Origin of the sequence: Alteromonas genovensis (genome assembly GCF_010500895.1) — a bacterium.
Classification (GTDB): domain Bacteria; phylum Pseudomonadota; class Gammaproteobacteria; order Enterobacterales; family Alteromonadaceae; genus Alteromonas; species Alteromonas genovensis.
Genome location: NZ_JAAAWO010000013.1, coordinates 1 through 22,104, shown reverse-complemented (window position 1 = coordinate 22,104; position 22,104 = coordinate 1). Strand labels below are relative to the sequence as shown.

25 protein-coding genes and 1 pseudogene are annotated in these 22,104 nt (G+C 44.4%); 15 read left to right on the top strand and 11 right to left on the bottom strand.

The genetic code is table 11. From position 1 onward, the window contains the following. Nucleotides 1-2: 2 nt before the first annotated feature. The 5 genes from lptA to GTQ48_RS15070 are packed head-to-tail and all read right to left on the bottom strand — an operon-like array spanning nucleotide 3 to nucleotide 3,643. A complete protein-coding gene (gene lptA / locus GTQ48_RS15090) occupies nucleotides 3-599 on the bottom strand; it encodes a lipopolysaccharide transport periplasmic protein LptA (RefSeq protein ID WP_163107412.1) in 597 nt (198 codons plus the stop codon). Beyond that, the gene (lptC, locus tag GTQ48_RS15085) at nucleotides 568-1,146 is read right to left on the bottom strand and encodes an LPS export ABC transporter periplasmic protein LptC (protein ID WP_032096339.1); all 579 of its coding nucleotides are present in this window, start codon (nucleotides 1,144-1,146) and stop codon (nucleotides 568-570) included. The genes lptA and lptC overlap by 32 nt, the downstream gene beginning before the upstream one ends. After that, nucleotides 1,143-1,691: a 3-deoxy-manno-octulosonate-8-phosphatase KdsC gene (kdsC, locus tag GTQ48_RS15080; protein ID WP_163107475.1), complete on the bottom strand. Its 549-nt coding sequence runs from the start codon at nucleotides 1,689-1,691 to the stop codon at nucleotides 1,143-1,145. Before kdsC ends, lptC begins: the two co-directional genes overlap by 4 nt. Nucleotides 1,692-1,709: 18 nt before the next feature. Beyond that, the gene (locus tag GTQ48_RS15075; protein WP_163107411.1) at nucleotides 1,710-2,687 is read right to left on the bottom strand and encodes a KpsF/GutQ family sugar-phosphate isomerase; all 978 of its coding nucleotides are present in this window, start codon (nucleotides 2,685-2,687) and stop codon (nucleotides 1,710-1,712) included. Continuing rightward, nucleotides 2,687-3,643, bottom strand: coding sequence for a calcium/sodium antiporter (locus tag GTQ48_RS15070; RefSeq protein WP_163107410.1), 957 nt, complete (start codon nucleotides 3,641-3,643; stop codon nucleotides 2,687-2,689). The genes GTQ48_RS15075 and GTQ48_RS15070 overlap by 1 nt, the downstream gene beginning before the upstream one ends. Before the next feature lie 389 nt (nucleotides 3,644-4,032). Here GTQ48_RS15070 and mlaF point away from each other — a divergent pair, with 389 nt between their 5' ends. The 7 genes from mlaF to murA all read left to right on the top strand — a co-directional run bounded on the left by mlaF (nucleotide 4,033) and on the right by murA (nucleotide 8,716). Next, nucleotides 4,033-4,833, top strand: a complete 801-nt coding sequence (gene mlaF / locus GTQ48_RS15065; RefSeq protein WP_163107409.1) for a phospholipid ABC transporter ATP-binding protein MlaF — start codon at nucleotides 4,033-4,035, stop codon at nucleotides 4,831-4,833. Then, nucleotides 4,830-5,606 (top strand): lipid asymmetry maintenance ABC transporter permease subunit MlaE, encoded by a 777-nt coding sequence (mlaE, locus tag GTQ48_RS15060; RefSeq protein ID WP_032096343.1) that lies wholly within the window; start codon nucleotides 4,830-4,832, stop codon nucleotides 5,604-5,606. The genes mlaF and mlaE overlap by 4 nt, the downstream gene beginning before the upstream one ends. Nucleotides 5,607-5,614: 8 nt before the next feature. Next, nucleotides 5,615-6,085 (top strand): outer membrane lipid asymmetry maintenance protein MlaD, encoded by a 471-nt coding sequence (mlaD, locus tag GTQ48_RS15055; RefSeq protein WP_163107408.1) that lies wholly within the window; start codon nucleotides 5,615-5,617, stop codon nucleotides 6,083-6,085. Between the two features lie 124 nt (nucleotides 6,086-6,209). Further along, nucleotides 6,210-6,848: an MlaC/ttg2D family ABC transporter substrate-binding protein gene (locus tag GTQ48_RS15050; RefSeq protein ID WP_416360002.1), complete on the top strand. Its 639-nt coding sequence runs from the start codon at nucleotides 6,210-6,212 to the stop codon at nucleotides 6,846-6,848. Next, entirely contained in the window at nucleotides 6,845-7,153 is a 309-nt protein-coding gene (locus GTQ48_RS15045) for an STAS domain-containing protein (RefSeq protein ID WP_163107406.1), read from the top strand. The genes GTQ48_RS15050 and GTQ48_RS15045 overlap by 4 nt, the downstream gene beginning before the upstream one ends. Nucleotides 7,154-7,183: 30 nt before the next feature. Further along, nucleotides 7,184-7,441, top strand: coding sequence for a BolA family protein (locus tag GTQ48_RS15040; protein ID WP_032096347.1), 258 nt, complete (start codon nucleotides 7,184-7,186; stop codon nucleotides 7,439-7,441). A gap of 12 nt (nucleotides 7,442-7,453) precedes the next feature. After that, entirely contained in the window at nucleotides 7,454-8,716 is a 1,263-nt protein-coding gene (murA, locus tag GTQ48_RS15035) for a UDP-N-acetylglucosamine 1-carboxyvinyltransferase (protein WP_163107405.1), read from the top strand. A 101-nt stretch (nucleotides 8,717-8,817) separates the two neighbouring features. Here murA and GTQ48_RS15030 read toward each other — a convergent pair whose 3' ends face one another. The 3 genes from GTQ48_RS15030 to GTQ48_RS15020 form a co-directional block, all read right to left on the bottom strand. Then, on the bottom strand, nucleotides 8,818-9,897 hold the full coding sequence (locus GTQ48_RS15030) for a trypsin-like peptidase domain-containing protein (RefSeq protein WP_163107404.1): 1,080 nt from the start codon (nucleotides 9,895-9,897) through the stop codon (nucleotides 8,818-8,820). A gap of 323 nt (nucleotides 9,898-10,220) precedes the next feature. Then, the gene (locus GTQ48_RS15025; RefSeq protein ID WP_163107474.1) at nucleotides 10,221-11,582 is read right to left on the bottom strand and encodes a DegQ family serine endoprotease; all 1,362 of its coding nucleotides are present in this window, start codon (nucleotides 11,580-11,582) and stop codon (nucleotides 10,221-10,223) included. Nucleotides 11,583-11,670: 88 nt separating this feature from the next. Further along, entirely contained in the window at nucleotides 11,671-12,108 is a 438-nt protein-coding gene (locus GTQ48_RS15020) for a ZapG family protein (protein ID WP_163107403.1), read from the bottom strand. Between the two features lie 264 nt (nucleotides 12,109-12,372). Here GTQ48_RS15020 and zapE point away from each other — a divergent pair, with 264 nt between their 5' ends. The 3 genes from zapE (at nucleotide 12,373) to GTQ48_RS15005 (ending at nucleotide 16,800) form a co-directional block, all read left to right on the top strand. Continuing rightward, nucleotides 12,373-13,470, top strand: a complete 1,098-nt coding sequence (gene zapE, locus GTQ48_RS15015; protein ID WP_163107473.1) for a cell division protein ZapE — start codon at nucleotides 12,373-12,375, stop codon at nucleotides 13,468-13,470. A 206-nt stretch (nucleotides 13,471-13,676) separates the two neighbouring features. Then, nucleotides 13,677-14,399 carry a YebC/PmpR family DNA-binding transcriptional regulator gene (locus GTQ48_RS15010; RefSeq protein ID WP_032096351.1) on the top strand — a complete coding sequence of 241 codons (723 nt, stop codon included), beginning with the start codon at nucleotides 13,677-13,679 and terminating at the stop codon, nucleotides 14,397-14,399. A gap of 307 nt (nucleotides 14,400-14,706) precedes the next feature. Then, the gene (locus GTQ48_RS15005) at nucleotides 14,707-16,800 is read left to right on the top strand and encodes an EAL domain-containing protein (RefSeq protein ID WP_163107402.1); all 2,094 of its coding nucleotides are present in this window, start codon (nucleotides 14,707-14,709) and stop codon (nucleotides 16,798-16,800) included. 10 nt (nucleotides 16,801-16,810) lie between these two features. On the opposite strand, the gene GTQ48_RS15000 is transcribed toward GTQ48_RS15005, so the two are convergent. Together GTQ48_RS15000 and GTQ48_RS14995 are read right to left on the bottom strand one after the other, a co-directional pair. Next, the gene (locus GTQ48_RS15000; RefSeq protein ID WP_163107401.1) at nucleotides 16,811-17,230 is read right to left on the bottom strand and encodes a hypothetical protein; all 420 of its coding nucleotides are present in this window, start codon (nucleotides 17,228-17,230) and stop codon (nucleotides 16,811-16,813) included. Beyond that, a complete protein-coding gene (locus GTQ48_RS14995) occupies nucleotides 17,230-18,432 on the bottom strand; it encodes a porin (RefSeq protein WP_163107400.1) in 1,203 nt (400 codons plus the stop codon). The genes GTQ48_RS15000 and GTQ48_RS14995 overlap by 1 nt, the downstream gene beginning before the upstream one ends. A 457-nt stretch (nucleotides 18,433-18,889) precedes the next feature. Here GTQ48_RS14995 and GTQ48_RS14990 point away from each other — a divergent pair, with 457 nt between their 5' ends. After that, nucleotides 18,890-19,186 (top strand): 2OG-Fe(II) oxygenase, encoded by a 297-nt coding sequence (locus GTQ48_RS14990; protein WP_163107399.1) that lies wholly within the window; start codon nucleotides 18,890-18,892, stop codon nucleotides 19,184-19,186. A gap of 53 nt (nucleotides 19,187-19,239) precedes the next feature. Here GTQ48_RS14990 and GTQ48_RS14985 read toward each other — a convergent pair whose 3' ends face one another. Beyond that, nucleotides 19,240-19,557 carry a DMT family transporter gene (locus tag GTQ48_RS14985; RefSeq protein WP_163107398.1) on the bottom strand — a complete coding sequence of 106 codons (318 nt, stop codon included), beginning with the start codon at nucleotides 19,555-19,557 and terminating at the stop codon, nucleotides 19,240-19,242. A 309-nt stretch (nucleotides 19,558-19,866) separates the two neighbouring features. Between GTQ48_RS14985 and GTQ48_RS14980 the strand changes: the two genes are divergently transcribed. The 4 genes and pseudogenes from GTQ48_RS14980 (at nucleotide 19,867) to GTQ48_RS14965 (ending at nucleotide 22,017) form a co-directional block, all read left to right on the top strand. Then, on the top strand, nucleotides 19,867-20,640 hold the full coding sequence (locus GTQ48_RS14980; protein WP_163107397.1) for a haloacid dehalogenase type II: 774 nt from the start codon (nucleotides 19,867-19,869) through the stop codon (nucleotides 20,638-20,640). Nucleotides 20,641-20,803: 163 nt separating this feature from the next. Further along, complete coding sequence (locus GTQ48_RS17755) at nucleotides 20,804-21,541, top strand: TolC family protein (protein WP_163107396.1); 738 nt, start codon at nucleotides 20,804-20,806, stop codon at nucleotides 21,539-21,541. Continuing rightward, a pseudogene (locus GTQ48_RS17750) lies at nucleotides 21,451-21,672 on the top strand (response regulator); the annotation flags it as partial. The gene GTQ48_RS17755 and the pseudogene GTQ48_RS17750, both read left to right, overlap by 91 nt. Nucleotides 21,673-21,732: 60 nt before the next feature. Then, the gene (locus GTQ48_RS14965) at nucleotides 21,733-22,017 is read left to right on the top strand and encodes a hypothetical protein (RefSeq protein WP_163107394.1); all 285 of its coding nucleotides are present in this window, start codon (nucleotides 21,733-21,735) and stop codon (nucleotides 22,015-22,017) included. Nucleotides 22,018-22,104 lie beyond the last annotated feature (87 nt).

Sequence of the window (22,104 nt, the reverse complement as noted above, 5' to 3'; positions counted from 1 at the left end):
TGTTACTGCTCGCCCTTACCGTTGTTGTTGCCGTCACCGTTGCTACCGTCATTATCGTTACCGTTATCATTTTCGCTGGTCTCGTCGTTCGCTTTGCGAATAGACTCAGGCGTAAATACGGTAGTAACGCGCCCACTAGCATCACCAGCGCCACCTGTGGCTAGCAGTTGTTCTGTGATCATATCAAACGTAATGCTGTTGCCTTTAACTTGGCTGGTGTCCTGTTTAAGTTCTGCGTTTCCGGTAAGGGAAATAGTGCGCTTAGCCACTTCATAGCGTATCTCGTTCGCTCTTGCAGAAACAGGGTTACCGTCTTCAAGCTCTTGGGAATAGCTAGCTGGGTTTCCACGAGCAACAAAAATTTCTCGGCCGCTTCCTTGTGATGCAATAACTTCAACTTCGTCAGCCTCGATGGTAAGCGAGCCTTGGGTAATAAGTACGTTATCTTTATATAGCGCTGTCTTATTTTTACCATCAATGAACTGGGAGTTAGAGCCAATCTCGATAGGCAGCGTAAAATCATTTTCATTGCCTAATGCCGGGCTAGTGCAAAGCACTAGCAACGCACTAGTTGCTAGGAGAATACGTAGTTTGTACATGGTCGATAAGCTCATATTTTTGGGTGCGCAGGTTTGCGTTGAATCCGTTACTTTGAATAACATATTGCATGCCGCGTATTTCTACGGGTTGATCTGACGTCATCTGCTTGTTATCCAAATTAATTTGAATGTATTCAGTGGTAATTGACTTCACAAAGTCATCCTGACTTTGGTTTTCAATTGTCACATTGTTTTCTAATTGTATTAATTCATTGTTATACAAGGTTCCCTCTTGCGCTGTCACGACCCATGGTGAACCTGCATCATTCGTATAGAGAGTGTAGTTCGGCCGGTCGAAAGAAACAAAGCCAAGCTGGTCGTAATGCTCCATAGAAGAAGCGAAAACTTTATGATTCAGTTGCCCTTCATTGTTATAAAGGGTTGTGGTTAAGTTTTTGGCTTTATAAGCAGGCTTTAATGCATCCAGTCCTTCAGACGTTTCTAATACTGGGTCTTCTTCCATCCAGGTAGGAATGTACATCAGCATGGCTAAAATAAATAGCGCTGAAATACTGACGCCAAGTCGGTTGAAGCCGAATTGATTCATACGCTGGCCCCGAAAATGCCATTACTTACACCTTGCGCCTGCAAAATCGTGTCACTTATCTCTCTCACTGCCCCAAAACCGCCCGGTAGGGTTGTGATCCAATTTGCTTGTTTTACGACAAAGGGGTGTGCGTCGGCAACGGCTATTTTAACGCTCGCGTGTTTAAACATGCCGGTATCAGGCATATCATCACCAACAACGGCGACGTGTTCAGGTGATAGTTCAAGGCGGCCCATAAGCTGATTTAACGCGTCAAACTTGTTCTCTTCGCCTTGAATAATATGCGCTACATGTAACGCCTTCATTCTGTTTTCAACAATGGCTGAGCGTCTACCGGTAATCACCGCAACATCAATGTTATGACTGACAAGTGCTTTAACGCCGTACCCGTCGCGAGTGTGAAAGGCTTTTAATTCCTCACCATCATTTCCAAGATAAATCCGTCCGTCTGAAAAAACACCGTCAACATCACACACCAACAGTTTAATATGGGCTAGTGCATCAAATAAGTCCGTACTGAGTTCGGTGTACAGCGTAGTTGTCATGTCCTGTTTCTTGTTCATTTACAGCACTCCTGCTTTTAATAGCATATGCATATTAAACGCGCCGACTGGATGGTCATTATCGTCAAGCACCATCAATGCACTTATTTTAAAACTCTCCATAACATTAAGCGCTTCAACGGCGAGTTGGTCGGCTGTGGTTGTTTTGCCGCCTAGGGTCATTACGTCACTTACGGTTGCCTCATGAAGGTCAACCCTAGCATCAAGGATACGGCGAAGGTCGCCGTCGGTGAATACGCCCGTTAGCTTACCGGATTCATCCACAATACCGGTCATGCCTAAGCCTTTTTGCGATATCTCAAGTAGCGCTTGGGCTACGGTTGCTGTCGGTTCTATAAGCGGAATATCACTGCCGGTCAACATAATATCACTGACTTTTAACAGTAGTTTTCGCCCAAGGGAGCCCCCTGGGTGTGATAGCGCAAAGTCGTCGGACGTAAATCCTTTCTTGTCGAGTAATGCCACCGATAGGGCATCGCCCATCACTAATGTAGCGGTAGTGCTTGTAGTTGGCGCTAACCCTAATGAGCAGGCTTCCTGCTCCACACTGATGTTCAGTACTACATCGGCGTACTGACCTAGCGTACTGGAAACAATGTTGGTCATGGCGATGACTTTAACGCCAAGACGTTTTACAACCGGCAGCAAATTCACTAACTCGCCGGTTTCGCCTGAATTTGAAATGGCCAAAAGCACATCGTTTTTACTGAGCATTCCCAAGTCGCCATGATTCGCTTCACCTGGGTGCATGAAAAAAGCTGGGGTGCCAGTGCTTGCCAACGTGGCGGCTATTTTATTGCCAATATGCCCCGACTTGCCCATACCGCTAACTACTACCTTGCCAGAGCAGGCGTAAAGCATTTCGCAGGCATCAACAAAACTCTCGTCCAGTCGCTGTGCTAAATTGCTAATTGCACGAGCCTCAATGTCGATGACACGTTTTGCAGAGGTAATGTAGTCGTTTTGTTTATTAGTCATTATCCGAACAGCCAAAATTGATAGCCTACGAAGCAGGCTAAAAGTATTGCACCATTTGTGCGGGATATTTTACGTTTGCCAATTAAGTCAAAACTAAACAGAAATAGTAGCAATGTTAACCCCAACATGACGTACATATCTCTATTGTGTACGTCTGGGTCGAGAAGCCCAGGTGCGATAAGGCCAGGCAGACCCAGAACCGCAAGCAAATTAAAAATGTTAGAACCAATAATATTACCCAGCGCCAGGTCATCTTCGCCTTTTAAGACCCCAGCAATACTCGCAGCCAGCTCTGGAAGGCTGGTGCCGAACGCAATAATTGTTAGTCCAATAACCAAGTCAGATAGCCCCATGTATCGGGCTATTTCGACGGCTGAATTAACCAAAAAGTGAGCACTGAGGGGCAGCATAATTAACCCCAGACCAATCCAAATAAGAGCGGCGGTGTTAGACACGCCTTTTGGAATTTCATCAGCAGTTTCTGCAATCAATGGGTCTTCTTTATCAACTTGCAGTGACAACCACGCCATCATTGCCAGCACAAAGATAAATAAACCGAGCAGAATCACACCTTCATACGATTTTAGTTCGCCATCAAACATAAATGCGATGGCGATAAGAGAGATTACCAATAAGGCGGGAAGTTCACGCTTAAGCGTTGTGGATGAAACAAGAAGGGGCTTTACGAGCGCTGTTATACCAAGCACTAACGCGATATTAGTAATGTTAGAACCCAATGCGTTACCCACGGCGGTATTCATATTGCCATTTATTGAGGCCATAGCCGATACGACAATTTCAGGTGCGGATGAACCCATCGCAACGATAGTTAATCCTATCATCATGGGGGAAATGCCAATATTTTTCGCTAATGCAGAAGCGCCGTAAACAAAACGATCAGCACTCCAGCTCAAAACAATCAATCCGATGATGAAAATAACAATGTTTAAAAGCACAACGACCTGTATTTAAATATCTATTTCGTAAGATTGTCGCAAAAACGGTGCCCTTTGCCTATGCTGCTAGGCTTTTATTTTTCATTATCGAGCTGAATTGTACGAAAAAGAACGTTTGTTCAGGTTTCGTTAATGAGATTCAGCTTATGTTATGAATCATTCGTCTTCATCGAACATAACTTGTAACTTTTTGACTTTGGCGAGTGATTCAAAAAAGCGTACAATGCTGAAAAATTTAAACTTACCGCTCATATCGGGGTCAGTTACTGTTCGAAGGCATGAATTTTGTATTGCTTTTGGACGATTTAAATCTAATTTGCACAACGCGCTTTGCATACTGCGTGTTATTCATGCAGCGATGTCTAGTCGAGGGCCGACAACAAAACACTATGGAACATTTAGTTGAGATAGATAATTTAACCTTTAGTCGGGGCGACCGCGTTATCTACGACGGCATAACGCTTAACGTACCAAAGGGAAAGATCACTGCAGTTATGGGGCCTAGCGGGATTGGTAAAACCACCCTGTTGCGCTTAATCGGCGGGCAGTTGATTCCAGACGAGGGCGATATTCTTTTTGATAAAGAATCTATTGTGTCTATGTCTCGCAAGGCACTTTACAAAGCGCGGCGTAAAATGAGCATGTTGTTTCAAAGCGGTGCGCTGTTTACTGACATGACCGTGTTCGACAATGTCGCTTTTCCACTTAAAGAGCATACCAACTTATCTGATGACGTCATTGCTACCATTGTCGCATTAAAGCTACAGGCAGTGGGCTTGCGTGGCGCTGCCGATTTAATGCCAAGCGAATTGTCTGGAGGCATGGCAAGGCGTGCTGCATTAGCACGGGCCATCGCGTTAGACCCCGACCTTATTATGTACGACGAGCCCTTCGCAGGCCAAGATCCTATTTCTATGGGCGTACTGGTCAAGCTAATTCGCGAGCTCAACGATGCCCTAAACTTGACTAGCATTGTGGTAACCCACGATGTGAAAGAGGTACTGACAATTGCCGACTACATTTATATTTTGGCGGACAAGCGAGTAATTGGGGAAGGAACAGCTCAACAAATAAGAGACAGCGATTCCGAACTGGTACAGCAGTTTTTGAACGGAAAAGCCGATGGGCCTGTTCCTTTTCATTATCCTGCGCCAGAGCTAGAAAAGAGTTTCTTGGGAGAGCGTAAATGAGGTTCTTGCAGTCTTTAGGCGCTTCTACTATTTCAAAATTGACCGCTATCGGGCGAGCGACATTAATGCTTTTCGGTGCGTTAGTGGCTGTGCCTCGGGTAAAAAATATCCCTCTGGTGATACAGCAGCTCTACGTGGTGGGCGTGCAATCTCTGCTTATCATTATGGTTTCGGGTTTGTTCATCGGCATGGTAATGGCTTTACAAGGCTACACCATCTTAGTGGACTACGGCGCTGAGGGAAGCCTCGGGCCCATGGTCGCGTTGTCTTTGTTGCGAGAGCTTGGCCCTGTAGTGACGGCCTTGCTGTTTGCTGGGCGCGCAGGTTCTGCGTTAACCGCAGAGATTGGATTAATGAAAGCGACTGAACAGTTAAGCAGCCTTGAGATGATGGCCGTAGACCCCTTGCGCAGAATAGTCGCTCCGCGATTTTGGGCTGGCATGCTCGCTATGCCAATGTTAGCGGTCATTTTCAGTGCTATTGGTATTTTGGGCGGACACTTAGTGGGTGTTGATTGGCTAGGCGTAGATTCAGGCAGCTACTGGTCTATCATGCAGTCCACGGTAGATTGGAACCAAGACGTTATTAACGGCGTAATAAAGAGTGTCGTGTTCGCCTTGGTGGTGACGTGGATTGCCATATTTAAAGGTTACGATTCTATTCCTACATCGGAAGGGATCAGCAAAGCGACTACTGAAACAGTGGTCTATTCATCATTAGCAGTATTGGGGCTGGATTTCGTGCTAACCGCCCTCATGTTTGGTATCGAGTAGAGGATAGAATGAACAAGTATAAAACGGAAGTCATGGTAGGGTTCTTCGTTGCCCTTACTATTAGCGCATTACTGTTGTTGGCACTGAAAGTTGCCGAGCAGTCTGTTGCCACTGAAGGCGACAGCTATACCCTTTACGCAAAATTCGACAACATTGGTAGCTTAAAAGCACGTTCTGCGGTGAAAGTGGGCGGCGTCACAGTGGGAAGAGTTTCTTCTATTACGCTAGATAAAGACGATTTCACCCCAATAGTAGAGCTGTCCATTCTTAAGCAGTACAACGGCTTTCCTGAGACAAGTTCAGTATCAATATTGACGTCTGGTTTACTTGGCGAGCAATACGTTGGTTTCCAACCGGGGTTTTCGTTTGATGGCGTGGCAGATTTGCAAGACGGTGATTACTTACAAGACACCAAATCAGCATTAGTACTTGAAGATCTCATTGGCCAGTTCCTATTCAATCGCGGTAGTGACGAATAGAGTAGAAGATTATTAAAAATTTATCAGGAGCGCGGGTGAAACTTATTAAACATCAGTCCGGTCTGCTGTATAGCATGTTTTTGTTAGGAGAATTACGTTGAAAAAATTAATCGCCATATTGGGTATGGTTGTATTGTCGTTATCGAGCGCCGTAGGTGCACAAGAGGTAGACGAGCAAAATCCCTATAAATTAGTTCATGGTGTAGCTAACACTACCTTCGAGCGTATTAAGGCCAATCAGTCTGAAATACAAGCTGACCCTGAAATGTTGCGCACAATTATGCAAGAAGAATTGGTGCCTCATATCGACTATAAGTTTGCTGCATTTATGGTGTTGGGCAAGCATTTTAAGTCAGTGCCTAAAGAAAAAATGGGTGAGTACATCAGTGTTTTCCGTCAGTATCTTGTGACTACCTACGCGGTAGCAATGGGATATTATGATAACCAGGAAGTGATTTTTGAGCCTGAGTCAGATTTCTCAAAAGAAAAGTCAGTCACGGTGCGTGCTGTGGTAAAAGATCCTACCCGTCCAGATATCAAAATTGCGTTTAAAGTGCGCAGAGATAGCAAAACCAATGAGTGGAAAGCTTACGACATGGTTGCCGAAGGTATCAGCATGCTGAACAGCAAGCGCAGTGAGTTTGAGTCTATCTTACGCACAGACGGTATTGACGCGGTTATCTCGCTGATGCGTGAAAAAATTGGCAAGCCGGTAGAACTCAAAGCCGGCGAATCTATCGACATTGACGGAGAGTCTGTGTGAGCCTTTTCGACGTTGGCAAAAACGGAGATATTGTCGTTCACGGAAATTTAGACCGTGACACGCTCTCTACGAACTTTTGGCAGCGTCTTAGTTCACAGCAGCAAGACAGCCTGAAAAGCGCAGGCAGTTGTACCGTTGATCTAGGCGATGTAGAGCGGGTGGATAGTGCTGGATTAGCGTGGCTAATAAATGCCGTTAGGGATACGAACCAAAACGGTGTTAGCATGGTCATACAGCATATGCCTGCTAAGCTTCACAAGCTTGCTAAAATAAGCGATGTAGATAGCTTTTTGCCGGTAAAATAACGCCAATTTTTAAGATTAAAGAAGTACATTATGGAATTGTCAGAAATCGAAAGCATTTTGAAGGACGCATTAGACCTTCACGAAGTTCATGTAAAAGCCGAAGGCTCTCATTTTAATATCATTGCCGTTAGTGATGCCTTTAACGAAATGAGCCGTGTTAAACGCCAGCAAGCTGTTTATGCGCCGCTTGCCGATAAGATCGCAGACGGTTCAATGCATGCGATTTCAATCAAAACTTTTTCAGTGAAAGACTGGGAGCGCGAGCGCCAGTTTAACATTCCTCAGTAATAGGCGCTTTTCGTGGATAAACTTGTTATTAAAAAGAGTCCTGCTCTTAACGGAACAGTGCGAATTTCTGGTGCCAAAAATGCGGCTTTACCGCTGCTGATGACCAGTCTGCTGACAGACTCTCCATGCCGTTATACCAACGTGCCTCGTCTGAGAGATATTAATACAACAACGGCGTTACTGCGGGAGCTTGGTGTTGAAGTAGCTCAGCCATCTCCTAACGACGTGTTAATCGACGCAAGCACACTTGAGAGTGTGACGGCGTCTTACGACCTTGTACGTACTATGCGTGCATCTATTTTAGTGCTTGGGCCTTTGCTTGCTAAACAGGGTAAGGCAAACGTGTCTTTGCCCGGTGGATGTGCCATTGGCGCTCGCCCGGTGAATCTTCATCTTACTGGCCTTGAGAAAATGGGCGCTATTATTGAGGTGGAAGAAGGCTATATTCGTGCCCATGTAGACGGTCGTTTAAAAGGTGCTCGTATCTTTATGGATATGGTGAGCGTAGGCGCAACTGAAAACCTTCTTATGGCAGCAGCATTGGCAGACGGTACGTCTATTCTAGAAAATGCTGCAAGAGAGCCTGAAATTGTTGACCTCGCCAACTGCCTCGTTCAAATGGGCGCTAAAATCAAAGGTGCAGGGACTGACAAAATTACCGTCGAAGGCGTAGAAACCCTAAATGGTTGTGATTACGCCGTGCTTCCCGATCGCATTGAAACAGGTACGTTCTTAGTGGCAGCAGCAGCGACGGGCGGTAAAGTGCGCTGTACGCATGCGGCTCCAGATACCCTCGATGCCGTTATTGATAAGCTTGAACAAGCCGGTGCTCACATTACTGTTGGTGAGGATTGGATAGAGCTTGATATGAAAGGCCAAAAGCCAAAAGCGGTTAGAGTGAAAACTGCGCCTCATCCTGCATTTCCAACAGATATGCAGGCGCAATTTGTTACGCTTAACTGTGTTGCCGAGGGCACGGGTGTTATTACAGAGACCATTTTCGAAAATCGCTTTATGCACGTGCCTGAGTTACAGCGTATGGGGGCTGAAATAGCGCTTGAAGCGAACTCTGCGGTATCTAAAGGAAGCTCAGTACTCAAAGGGGCGCCAGTAATGGCCACCGACTTACGTGCGTCAGCAAGTTTAGTGATAGCCGGGCTTATTGCTGAGGGTGAGACTCACGTTAATCGTATCTATCACCTAGATAGAGGCTATGAAGCCATTGAAGAAAAGCTGGGCGGCCTTGGCGCTATCATTGAGCGTGTAAAGGAATAAAGAAATAGAGTGTAAAGTAATAGAGTACAACTATTTCTCTGTGAAACAGACATAAAAAAAGCGCCTCAGGCGCTTTTTTTATGTCTGTTTGTTTCTTATGTTTACTGACCAGTACGAAGTTCAGCCACGGTAGCAGTTAAGATCATCGATTTTTCATTGCGACTAATTTCAATTTCAAGCTTGGTGCCAGGCTCTGTCTCAGCAATCATATCCAGAGTTTTTGATGCACTTTCTGCTCTTACGCCGTCAATAGACAGTATAATATCCCCAGGTTGTAATCCTGCGGTATCGGCAGGACTGCCCTTAGCGACAGCGGTTACATCAATACCCAGTATGCCAGCTAGGTTACGCCTTTCACTGCCAATAAAGCCAAGCTGCCCGCGAATAACCCTGCCGTTGCTAATAATTTCATCCATTACTCGCTTTGCCAATTCATAAGGAACCGCAAAGTTAATCCCATCGACGTTTCGTACTCTATTTCGCGAGTCTCTTACTTGAAAGTTAGCATTGGTTATTCCTAAAAGAATACCGTTACTGTCAACAAGTGCGCCGCCAGAATTACCCTGGTTCAAAACGGCGTCGGTTTGAATGAAATCGACATAGTTCGATAGTCCATTGCGACCAGCACGGCTCACAATGCCTTGTGTAATAGTTTGACCAAGGTCGAATGGATTACCGATGGCCATTACCACATCACCAACGTGTGTATCGGGTTCGGCAACTTGTGGGATGATATTAAGGCTTTCTGCGGTGACTTTTAATACCGCGAGGTCAGTAAGCGGATCGTTACCCACTATCTGTGCTTCTAGCACCCGCCCATCTTGAACAGCAACATAAATACTGTCTGCATTTTCCACCACGTGATGGCAGGTAAGGATATAGCCGTTTTCGGTCATTATTACACCAGAGCCCAAGCTTGCTCGCTCACGAGGTTGGTTTCTAAATAAGCCTGCATCGGTTTCAATGCTCACGCTATATATATTGACCACAGCCGGCGCTGAACGACTGAGTGATGCGAAGTAGCTCTCTCTACTTGCGCTTACCGACGGCTCAGTAAACAGGCCGTTTGTAAATCCATTGCCCTGACGTAAATCGGGCAAGAATAAGAGTAGAAGCGCTGCTACTGCGGCACCAAGAACAACAGATTTGATGAAAAAATGAATAATTGAGCGGCTTGTCACTGGTCACACTTTTTTGTTAGTTAGCACGGGGTTCTTTTATCGTCAGCGCATTTGTCGTTATGGGTTAAGTGTTAAAAACAGTTTTCCACTCACACAATGCCTCGCCGATACGAGAAACAGCTATTTATTATAACTTGTGGAACGAGGATATCATTTTATTTACTAAACTACTCTAACCCAGATTATTTTTTATAGGCCTTTGGGAAGAGAGGGGATGAAAGAAATACGAGAAACAAAAACAGCGCCCTGAGGCGCTGCTTTAATGTATCGATGTTCATTTCATGAGAGTGAATTTTCTCAAATCACAGTACATCGAGAGGTGCTTATTGGCGAATCACCAAATACAGGGTTGAATTACCACGTTTCACATTAAGTGCTATTACCCCTTTTGCTTCGTCAAGGGCATTGCGGAAATCTGCTACACTTGCTACGCGAACGCGGTTAACACCAATGATGACGTCATCAGACTGTAAACCGATGCGAGCAGCAGGTGCGCCTCGTTCAATTTCAGAAACGATAACACCGGCATTTCCAGCACCATCGCTGCCGTTCGTCAGCGTTGCACCTTCTAATGCAGGATGAATTTGCGCTGCGGTTACCGTTTGTTCTGTGGCATCGTCTAAGGTTACGTCAACACTGATCTCATCGCCTTTGCGCATTACGGTTAGTTCAACTTCTGCGCCTGCGCCCATGCTCGCGATCTTCGCTCGTAGCTCTTGGAAGCTGTTGAGCTTTCTGCCGTTAATAGCTGTGATAATGTCACCAGCTTGCAGACCGGCATCTTCGGCTGCCGATTCTGGCTGTACTTCGCTAACAAAAGCGCCAAGATTAACTTCAGCATTCATGGCTTCAGCAAGACCAGCGTCAATATCGCTACCTAATATGCCAAGTAGACCACGACGAACTTCGCCGAATTCTGCAATTTGATCCACTAAGCTTTTCATCATATTGGCAGGAATGGCAAAGCCAATGCCTACATTGCCACCATTAGGGCCGAATATAGCAGTGTTAATACCCACGAGTTCGCCGTGAAGGTTTACAAGGGCTCCACCAGAGTTACCGCGGTTAATAGCTGCATCGGTTTGAATAAAGTCTTCATAGCCGCCAATGTTTAAACCAGAGCGTCCCAGCGCGCTTACAATACCTGAGGTCACAGTTTGAGAGAGCCCAAATGGGTTACCGATTGCTACGACAAAATCGCCCACTCTAGCGGCATCAGAGTCAGCTAAAGGCAGTGCTTTTAAATTGTCAGGATCGATTTTAAGAAGTGCTATATCGCTTTGCTCGTCGGCGCCAAGTTTCTTAGCGGTAAATTCTCTACCGTCTGTTAACTTAACCGTAATTTCGTCTGCGTTATCAACAACGTGATTATTCGTTACTACGTAGCCTTTGTCAGCGTCGATAATGACGCCCGAGCCGAGCCCTTTAAAAGGACGTTCTTGTGCTTGTTCTTGCGGTGCGCCAAAAAAGTAGCGGAACATTTCAGGCACCCGTTGACGAGATGTTTGCGTTCCCTCAACGGCAATACTTACAACAGCAGGCGTGGCCTCTTCAAGCATGGGGGCTAAAGAGGGAACTTCTGTTTTTTTATCAGAAAAGAAAGGCAACGCCGCTTGCGTAGTAGCGGTAAAGCCTAATGAACTTACAACAACGGCTGACGCCAAAACACAATGGCGGAAAGACATTTTCATGTTCGCTTACACTCCTTAATGTTATATGCAATAAAGCATGGTCTCACTAAAAGAGTCTGTGGCCTTTCAAAAGTTCCCGATGTTACTGTTTTTCTGCGGTATTCTCACCAGAACCGCCGACGAACAGCCCAGAACCTGAGTTGGCGAAGTCTTTTGGTTGAGTGTCTGAAACACGTTTAACCTTAGACCCATCAGACCCTTTTAAGTTATTACGTAGATAGGTTGTTGCTTGCTCCCCGTAAAAAGGGACCTTGCTTTCACTATCATCGCCGCTTTGCTCAAGCAGCGTTTCATATTCTTCAAGTTGTTGCTTTAACACATCGCACTGGCCTTCGATACTTTCAAGGCTTTGACGCGTTTGATGTATATGGTGTTGCGCTTGCTGTGCAAGGATCTCTTTTACTTGCTTCTCTGTTTGTGCAGCATTACCTGCTCCTTTTTTCGACTGAGCAAAACGACCGACAAAAAAGCCGATAATTAAGCCGACGACCAACAACGCAAGAGATACTAACAATTCCATTATATTCTCCGAATCAATCTACATCCCACAGCACAACCATTGATACGTGGGTTTTGCTGCTTTCGACCAAACCTTGAATATAGCAAGGTCGAAGTTGAAAAGCGCATTGTTCGTAAACATTAATTCTGATGGTTACGAGATAGCGCACTGTGAACGAGTGATTCTACCGTGATTTTCATTAAAATTAAGGTCATAATTAAGAAATTCAAGCAGGTCGGTGCAGCGTGCACCACTATTGACATTCGTATGGAGTGGTTTTTGGCGATGACGCCCTGGGAAAAATATCAACAAGATCTCGAATTAGCCGATTTTCATTACGACGCAGCGCAAGAAACTGCCGTGAAAGAGCTTCAACGTTTATACGATGAACTTACTCAACCACAAAGCAAAGCGAACTGGCGAAGCAAGTTAAAGGCGGCCTTTGGTAAAGAGGATACTCAGAAAGACATTAAAGGTATTTATTTTTACGGCGGCGTAGGGCGGGGTAAAACCTACCTTGTAGACACCTTTTTTGAGTGTTTACCCTTTGAGCGTAAAATGCGTGTGCATTTCCACCGCTTTATGCATCGAATTCACGACGAGTTAAAATTGCTGAAAAATGCGCAAGACCCGCTTAAAACGATAGCGCTTAAAATTGCCAAAGAAGCGCGGGTTATATGTTTTGATGAGTTTTTTGTGTCAGACATTACTGATGCCATGATACTCGGTACGTTAATGGAAGAATTGTTTGGCCACGGTATTGTGCTGGTGGCAACCTCTAACATCATTCCCAACGAGCTTTACAAAAACGGGCTGCAGAGAGCGCGCTTTTTACCAGCGATAGATTTGCTAAACCAAAACACTAACGTAGTGAATGTAGACAGCGGGATCGATTATCGATTGAGAACCCTTGAACAAGCTGAGATTTATCACTATCCACTCGATGCTCAAGCAACAGAAAATCTGAATAATTACTTTACCCAACTTGCGCCAGAAGCAGGTACACAAAACGAAGATATAGATGTCAATCATCGTCAAATTCCCACAATGAGAAACGCCGATGGCGTACTCATGATTGAGTTTGATAGTTTATGTAAAGGGCCGCGAAGCCAAAGCGACTACATAGAGCTTAGCCGCTGTTATCACTCAGTATTGTTAGCTAACGTTGAACAAATGGGGCAGGGAACGGATGATGTGGCAAGGCGGTTTATTGCTATGGTTGATGAATTTTATGAGCGAAACGTTAAGTTAATTATTTCAGCACAGGTTGCGTTAGAAGAACTCTATACAGAGGGCCTGTTAAGCTTCGAGTTTAGACGCTGCTTAAGTAGGCTAAAAGAAATGCAATCTCATGAATACCTAGCTACCGAGCACCTTCCATAGTGCACACTGGATAAAGTAAAACGCTATAAACACTGTATTGTTGTGCATAAACTAGGTAGAATTTTATAATATTTTTCTGCGTTTCGCGTTTCGCGTGTCGATGCGACACGTATTGCTAACCAATTTAGTGTATTGGTGAAGACAGACGCAGCAACCCGATAAAATACGCAAAGTTGCACTAAAATTGCGAGGAAGAGAATCTTAAGATGGGAAGAGCATTCGAAGTAAGAAAAAACGCCATGGCAAAAACAGCTGGCGCGAAAACCAAGGTTTACTCTAAATACGGTAAAGAAATTTACGTGTGCGCCAAAAATGGCGGTGCCGATCCAGACACGAACCTATCGCTGCGTCGCTTGATGGAAAAAGCTAAAAAAGACCAAGTGCCGGGCCACGTTATAGACAAGGCAATAGACAAAGCAGCCGGTGGCGTTGGTGAAGATTTTCAGCCCATGCGTTATGAAGGTTTCGGGCCTGGTAACTGTATGGTTATCGTCGATTGCTTGTCTGACAACGCTAACCGTACTATCACTGAGGTGCGAAACTGCTTTACTAAAACCAATGCAAAACTTGGTGCGCAAGGTGCAGTTTCTCACATGTTTGACCACCAAGCTGTGTTTCAGTTTGAAGGTGATGACGAGGACGCTATTTTAGAAGTGTTGATGGAAGCCGATGTTGATGTGACCGATGTTGAAGTAGACGATGGCAAGGTAACGGTATACGCACCACATACTGAGTTCTACCAGGTTAAAACTGCGCTTACAGAAGCGTACCCAGATATTAACTTTTTAGCTGATGAAATGAGCTGGATGCCTCAAACAGAAACGGAAATCAGCGAAGATGATATGCCAATGTTTGAAAAGTTCATGGACATGCTTAACGATTGTGATGACGTTCAAGACGTTTATCACAACGCAATAACACCTAATTAAATGAGAGCAGTCGATTAGACTACCAAGGCCCACTTTTTAGTGGGCTTTTTTGTGCTTCAAGAATAACTACCTCTCAGCTCGTGAGCTCAACTATACTTGCGCAAACAAGGGAAGCATCTAAAGTATAATTAGTGTTCACTTTACGTTTTGCTACTATTCGCTCCGTTTTGTCGGGATGAGATTTACCGCGCTGTTTTTTGCCTTAATACAAAGCGTTAAAACAAAAAAATATATAAAATGATTTTTCGACAGCGTTTGCCAGTGATGTTCAGCTGTTAATGAGTTGGTAAATAAATAGAGAGTACCTTTGAAAAGTCTTCGTTTTGAAATTTCTTTTACTACCATTACATCGATAGCGGTTGTGAGCACGCTCATTATTAGCCTGTCGATTTATGTGTATGAGAAGCTATATATCGAGTTTATAGCAACAGAAGTTGAAGCGATTGCACAAAATATGGCGATTGATTTGCTTGATTATATCGACGAGCCTGCAGCCCAATTTAATCAAACCCAAATCTTGCTTAGACTGGAAGAATATGAGTACGTTGAAACAGCCAACGTGTATGATGATGAAAACAACCTGCTAAATAGCTATGTGGGTGCAGCAGGGTTATCGGTTGTTAAAAACAGTCGTGATGAAGCGCTCGCTCAGTCGTCAATGAAATTTGATCGCACCCCAGAAAATGGCGAATACAGCCAACTGTCCTTGGGCATGCATAATCTTGAATCTAAAGTTGTCGTTGTTAAAAATATTGGTGAAATGAGTTTTCCACTGGGTAAGTTAATTCTCACGTTTAACTTACAAGAGGCGCTTCATGAAAACCGACGACGATATGTGATTTTAGTTGCTCCATCTGTTATTGCACTAACACTGTTATCATTATTTATTTCTACGCGACTCCATCGTCGCTCCCTACGTCCGTTAGAAAACCTCATAAAAACAATGGATAGCGTAGTGGATGAACAAAGCTATGATGTAACGGTAGAAGAAACGAATAAGTCAGAGACTGCAGCACTGTCCCACGCATTCAACAACATGATGGCTAATATCAAATCTCAGTCACAGATGAATGCACAGAAAAACCTGTTACTTGAACAGCAACAGTCAAAGCTAGAAACCCTTGCCAATTTTGACGTTTTAACGGGCCTGCCAAATCGGCAGTATTTGATGAAAACCTTATCATCGCTGTTAGCAAAAAATCAGCGAGAAAATACCGAATTGTGCCTCATGTTTTTAGATGTTGACGGTTTTAAAAATATCAACGACTCATTCGGTCATGACACGGGTGATAAATTCTTATTACATATTAGCGCTATTATGAGTCGCGTGTTGCCTACTAATGCCACCTTGGGAAGGCTTGGCGGAGATGAATTTTTAGTTATTGTAGACAGCGTGAGTTCCCACACAGATGTGGAGCATATAGCCACAAACCTCATTGATTCGGTCATGAAAGCACACGATGTAAATCGACTGCGGTTAGACTCAAGTCTAAGTATCGGTATTGCGGTTGCTAGTGAGTGTAATTACGAAGCCTCCACCTTAATTACCAATGCAGATGTGGCAATGTACCGTGCCAAAAAAGAAGGTAAAGGTCGCCTAGTTTGGTTTAACAGTGCCATGTTTGAAGATACACAGCGAAAGATACAGATATCGATGCGCCTTGCTAACGCACTAGAGAATGATAGCTTTTACCTTACCTATCAAACGAAAGTCGGCCCGCAGAAAGATATTGAAGGTGTTGAAGTACTGCTTCGTTGGCATGATGAAGTATTAGGCCTCGTTTCTCCTGCTGAATTTATTCCTGTTGCAGAAAAAGCCGACAAAATATCGCTTATTTCGCTATGGGTTATTAATCAAACCTGTAAGGAGTTGCCACAGCTGATAGCGCGGTTTGGTAGCCATATTCGTGTTTCTATTAATTTGAGTGCTCACGACCTTAATAACACTGAAGTGACTAACTGTATTTTAAACGGGTTAAATTCGGGGGAGATCTCAGCTCAGCATATCGAGTTTGAAATTACAGAAACTGCTTATATGAATAACTTTGGCGTGGCGAATAGTTTTTTTGAGGCGCTAAAAAAGCACGGTTGCCATTTATCCCTAGACGATTTTGGTACAGGCTATTCTTCGCTAAGCTATCTTACCGAATTTAATATCGACACCCTTAAGATTGATAGGCAGTTTGTTAGTCAAATAGGTCAATCTGAGCGGTCTGAGAAGATAACCGTTGCTATTATTACTATGGCAAAAAGTCTCAATTTTGCCGTGTGTGCGGAAGGTGTTGAAACCGAAGAGCAGGAAACTTTTCTTCTCGCACACGATTGCGATTTATTACAAGGCTTTCTGTATAGCCGGCCCTCTACGCTTAGTCAGTTACAGCACCAGGTTGCGACGAAATAGGTCTTATGATCTACCTTGTGGTGTACACCACTTTTAAACCCTCAGGCAGTTGGGTCGACTCAGGCAAGTAACCGACACTGCCCTCATTCGCTCTCAAATAGTCAAGCATTTGCTCTGCACTCTCCACTTCTTTAGGAGGCGTCAAACGTCCACTGAATCGCATTTGGGCCCAGTACGCCTGTATGCGAGATTCTGGTAATCCAATAACGCGTGTGTTAAATATCGTTCTGCTTTGCTCACCTGGCGCAATCGATACTGGCGTAAGAGATAATAACTCGGGAGAAGCCCCGCTCATAAATAAGTCTCTTACTTGAGATTTAGTTAACGTAACGCTGCTCTGCGCAATATTGGCCACCACAACCACACGTTCAGAGGCAAGGGAAGCTCCCGAGAATGTTAATAGTGCGAAAACAAGGAAAGCCTGCTTCATCAAAACACCCACTCCAACGCTACTTGATAGAGCGTAGCTTGCCTGTCGAAGCCTTCTTCTCTGTCTTTCACTTCGAAAAATGAGGTATTGCCTTCTTCGCCATCAAGAAATGAAACTTCTGCTTTCAATGCCATGTTAGTTTTGAAATCCCAACGAGCGCCAAGCGTTATCGTATCGAGATTATCAGTTGGAAAAGAGCTATTTAGTTCCTCAACAGCAAAAAACAGCCCGTCTAAGTCGGGAGAAACTCCAATTGGAATTGTGTTTTCAATATTATTGAGAGACTGGCTTGATGATGCATATGTAGCGTGTAAGAGCACATCATCAATGTAGTAGCCCGCTGAGACATAGTAGCTTTCAAGTTCAGCCAATAATTCAATGTCAGAGTTTACGCTCATCCATTCAGCACTCGCGTACCATTTGAGCCCATCGTAGCTTGCACCTACTAAAAACGAACTCACGCTGTCGTTGATAATAAAGTTTTCGGCGATATCTTCAAACCCAGCGGCTTGTAATCCGTTAATAAGAGGCGCTACTCCTTCTATTTGCGCCTCCACTTTTCTTGCTCCTGTAACAGCCGTTCTTAATTGAAAACCGCCATAATTAAGCTCTAAAACACCACCATAAAGGGTATCTATCTCCACATCTATTGCTAGGCCACTCGTTCTCAAATCGTCATTATATCGCCCTAAGTAGCCTTCAATATCGTAAGTGACTTTACCTAATCGTCCCCTAAAACGTGCGTTACCTCCCTCGTATTGAGAAAATAGATAGCTGCTGTAAAGTTGTTGAGGTGCGTTAACCCATGGGTAAGCAAAGCCAACGTCGATGACGTCTGAATATTTTAGTGAGGGAGTGCGTAAGCGACCAACATTAAATTGAAGCGCATCGTTTGGCGCATAGGTAATATACAGCCATTCAATGCCAGATTCGCGGTTTTCGTCGCTGTGAAGCAGTACCTGAGCAGATGCTGAAAAATACTGGTTGAGCGTGTAATCTGCTTGAAGCCCTAGCAATGACTTTTCTGAAAAACTAACTGAGTCATCGTAGCCCTCGTACTCTGCCGAAGATGTATCTAAATATCCGCCTACTGCACGTGCAAATCCGGAAAACTCTATGTCATTGTTGTCTGCAAAAGAAACAGAGCACCAGAAAAGTGCAAGCAGGCTTAAGGCATTATTAAGTAAACTAGTATTTTTCAAAACGTTAACCTGTTGCTGTGTCAGTCGAGTATGTATTTTGTTGAGTAAGCTCAGCCATAAAACAAAAGCTAAGCAAGCACGCCCGAGCAAATACGTTATTAGCTTATATTTTAATGTATGTCGCTACACTAGTGTAATCCACCTCTGGCAGATGTGCTTTATTTATAGCTATTTTTTATTGGGCATATCTGATGTTCACGTTGGCGAGAGGGCGATAATTTGCTGAATTTGCCAAAAGCCTCGATGTTTTGAAGATATATTCTGCATGATTGGGGTAAGTAACGCGCTTTTACACAAGGGCAACGTGGTATCTGCATATGCGTTTGCGTCATATCAAAGCACCAACAAGCCTCTCTCTCACCTTTGTCAGCGGTAGTCATTGCCGTGTGGAATTGAGACAATGACTGTCTTATCCACTTTATTCATTTTGGTTGTACTTATATGGCGAACATAGTTCATGGCTAACGTTGTAAATAATGCGCTATTCTCATCTAAACGGCTCGCCATCAATGTGGTGACGTACAAAGAAGGCCATCGTGTGTTAGAGCACAACGATCCTATGGGGCGTGGGCGCTATTATAAATTCAATGTTGTGTTGAAAAAGCCTGAGAGAGGCGGTGTGTTTCGCGCAGAAAAAGTTATCTTCAACTTATTTAATCGCATTTACTTTTTTCGCCCTGATAAGTATCTACATACCGTGAGCAAAATAGAAAAAGGTCAGCGTAAATTGTTATCTATTGCTTTGTACATTTAAAGGCTTCGCTTTTGGGTAAGCCAGTTTTAGTCAGCCAGTACAGTGAACCAGCTCTACTGAGCAAGTTTAAGTACTATTACTCCGGCAACAATAAGCGCTACGCCGCAGTATCTCGCAATTGATGATGGGTCGCCGTAATACATAACGCCTACTAAAAAGGTGCCTGCCGCACCAATACCTGTCCACACAGCGTATGCGGTACCAATAGGAATGTGCTTTTGAGCCATCCACAAGCAAAAACCACTGGCAGCCATAAAGCCAACGGCTAATCCAATACCTACCACACGGGTTTCAACTTCCTGTGCTAACTTAAGCCCCACAGGCCATCCTATTTCTAATAGGCCCGCTACTATCAAATATATCCAGCTCATTTGTCTTTCCTTTTTAGCGTGCTGTGTGGGTGCGTAGCCTAGCGTTTAAATATAAAAATTACACTCGGTGTATCTTACTAGCATGCATCTGAGCGATTCTTTATGAGGGGCTAATTGAAAAGATAAAAACACGCTTATTTCTCTACTTAGTTCAACAATGCGTTTAGCGGTAATTTACGCCATGTTGCAATTAACCCGTGATTTTACCCGGTGTTTCATTTAGTCTAGGAATGAATTGAACGATCGTTCAATTCGTTCGTCTTTAGCGTAAATAGACATTCACCTTTAACGTAAATAGACAGAGGTATTATGAGGAATCGCACACTACTATCCCTTTTTAGCGTATTTTGGCTGTTTAACAGCAGCGTATTTGCCAACGATTCAGCAGAGGCAACGGCTCAACACACAAAGCCCAAAGTGATTATTTTTGACGTAAACGAAACCTTGTTAGACCTTGAAAACATGCGCACTTCAGTGGGCGAGGCGCTCAATGGTCGAGACGATTTACTGCCATTGTGGTTTTCTACTATGTTGCACCATTCTTTAGTGGTGTCGGCGACAGGCGAATATCAATCTTTTGGTAATATCGGTGTGGCAGCGTTAGAAATGGTGGCAGAAAATAATGATATTGCTATTTCACACGATAAGGCACGAAGTGCCATCGTGACACCGCTGCGCTCTTTGCCGGCGCACCCAGATGTTGCCGAAGGGCTAGCGGCATTAAAAGCGCAAGGATATAAGTTAGTTACCTTAACTAATTCATCTCTTGAAGGTGTTAAATTACAGCTAAAAAATGCCAAATTAAGCCAATATTTTGATGCTAACCTGAGCATAGAATCTGTGGGTGTATTTAAACCTCATTTAAAAACCTACCAATGGGCGCTTAATGACTTGGGCGTCGATGCTAGCGACGCGCTTATGGTAGCGGCACACGGTTGGGATATTGCCGGCGCGAACAAAGCTGGTCTTAAAACCGCCTTTATCCGTCGCCCTGGTAAAGTCCTTTTTCCGTTAGCGGAAAAGCCTAACTACAGTGTGTCAGACGTGAATGATTTAGCCCGCACGCTTGCAGCGTTAAAATAAAGACTAGCTTTTAGCTCGCCGCCTACTTTCATTAGGCGGCGTTTTTGCTTCGGTTTTGCTTCATGTTACTATGTTGCTCTAATGCAGCAGTTGTTCTTAACCGGTCCTTAACCCTGCCTTTGTAATAATCGCTTTATTAAGAGTAAGTCGAGAGAGTATTACAATGACCGGGGCGAGAAAAATGCTGTTAGCTACCATACTATCGATGGGGCTAGCCGCGTGCGCACAAACCGATAATAGGGCACTTAGTAAGTCGGCCTTAGCAAATACCGGTGATAACGTAACGTGGCAATCATTAAACGACGAGGTGTCAGGGGTTAAGGCGAGTCAATTAACCGACTTAATTAATCTTGATGACATTGCGCATATGTCTTCGTTTATTGAAGAGGCGTTACAGCACAATGCTAACCTTCAGCAAACACTCATCACCTTACAAAAAGCGCAAGTTGCCATTGATTCCACCGCATCTCAACGAAATATCAATGTTGATGCCGGCGCAAGCGCCACCAAAAACAAGCAATCTGACACTAACTATACCAGCAGCCTAAACGTAAGTTGGGAGCTTGATGTATGGCAAAGAATCAGTGACGGTATTACCGCGGCCTCTTTAAATGCTGATAGCGCTAAAGCTAGTTATCAGTCTGCCCGCGATACGTTAGTGGCCAATGTTATTCGCCGCTACATCGATATTTTATCGCAGCAACATTTGCTGAGTATCGAAAAAGCGCGCTTGGAAGAACTAGAAAATAATGAAGCGGTTATCCTCACTCGCTATCGCACTGGGCTTGGCGACCTCGACGATTTAGATGCGGCAATGACACGCCGATTATTATGCTTACCGCCCGCGACCAGCTTGAGAATAAACTCGAGGGCTTTCAAAAAGGGGCTGATGATTACTTAGTGAAGCCTTTTGATATGCCTGAACTCGTTGCTCGCGTAAGTGTATTGGCCGCCAGACGTTCAGGGCAAGCAACCACCTTTACCTTTGGTAATGTAACCCTTGATGCAAACGCCGAGCGTATTGCAGCAGATGCTGAGGCGGTGGGTGGCGAGAGCCCTCGAGTTCAATCACGTGAAAAGGATTAATTATTTATGGTGAGCGGATTAAGGCTGAGTTTACGCCGTTATGTCATTTGGTCTCTTTTCAGTTTAGCGACTTTGGTGGTGACGCTATTTTCGATAGAAAGTAGCGACAGCTTTTTAGACGGCATGGATGGAATGCTGCGAAACATGATGGTGAGAGCAGCTGAAACCGCCCAACTTGATGAGTCGGGGCAAGCGCAAATTCTCGATTTACGTATTGTCGCCAATTACAACGATTTGCCTAGCGATGTAAAAGCCCCGAATTCAGATAATAAGTGCACCACTCTTGGTTAAATGGTGAGAAGAGATCAACTGCCTGTTGGTGGTACTCTGTAATCGCCAAAAAACAAGAGTAGTTACCATGAGTTACAAGCAGTTGAT